Below are 992 nucleotides of genomic sequence, written 5' to 3'. Positions count from 1 at the left end.
CGGCCCGCGCCCACGACATTCGAATCATGGTTGCCCATGGATTCAGAAGCCCGCAACAAAAGCAACTGTAATGCTAGGGTCTGTACCTGATAAGCGCCGCGTGATTCCCTTGCCTTGAACTTTTGATTCGAGGATGAGCGAATGCGCGCAAGTTTGTTTTGGCTGAATGATAGGCAATGGGCGCGTATTGAGCCTCATCTGCCGACGGGGCTGAAGGGACCGGAGCGGGACGACGACCGCCGCATCATCAGCGGGATCATCCACATGCTGCAGTCGGGGGCGCGATGGCGCGATTGCCCCCGCGAATACGGTCCTTACACGACCGTCTATAATCGCTTCAACCGCTGGGCCAAGCGTGGGCGATGGTGCACCATCTTTGAAGCACTGGCCAGGCCCGGCAAAGATGCCGTCGCGCTGTCGCTCGACTCGACCTCGATTAAAGCTCACCGGTGCGCCTCCGGCGGAAAAGGGGGGAGCACAACCAAGCCATCGGCCGCTCGCGCGGAGGCCGCACGACAAAAATCCATGCGCTGAGCGATCCGCTCTGCCGGCCGATCGTCCTGCATCTGACCCCAGGCCAGGATGCCGATATTGCGGCGGCGCCCGATGTTCTGGCGCTCGCGCCGCCGATGAGCGCGCTCCTCGCCGACAAAGCATATGACGGCGACAACCTTCGCGGCGAAATCGTGCGTCGCGGCGCCAAGCCCGTCATTCCCAACAAATCCAACCGCGTCGTCATCCATCGCTTCAACAAACGCGCCTACAAAGGCCGAAATGTCATCGAGCGCTGCTTTTGCAGGCTCAAGGACTTCCGGCGCATCGCCACCCGATATGACAAGCTCGCCCGGAATTTCTTGGCCGCTGTTCATCTCGCCGCTATCGTCTCATATTGGCTCAATTGAGTCTGGACCCTAACATTACAGTTGCTTTTGTTGCGGGCTTCTGAATCCATGGGCAACCATGATTCGAATGTCGTGGGCGCGGGCCGCGTC

General features: G+C 60.0%; 1 protein-coding gene. It reads left to right on the top strand.

Annotated features, from left to right (window positions below):
• The first annotated feature begins 141 nt into the window (after positions 1-141).
• Positions 142-902 (top strand): IS5 family transposase gene (locus AC0L30_RS43020; protein WP_473406793.1). Its coding sequence is split into 2 segments (ribosomal slippage): positions 142-481 and positions 481-902, totalling 762 coding nucleotides; the frame shifts between segments, so codons are not numbered across the junction.
• Positions 903-992: the final 90 nt, after the last annotated feature.

Source organism: Bradyrhizobium sp. MI1.11 (assembly GCF_055811255.1).
The sequence above is the reverse complement of the archived record's forward strand: the minus strand, read 5'-3'. Positions and strand labels throughout refer to the sequence as shown.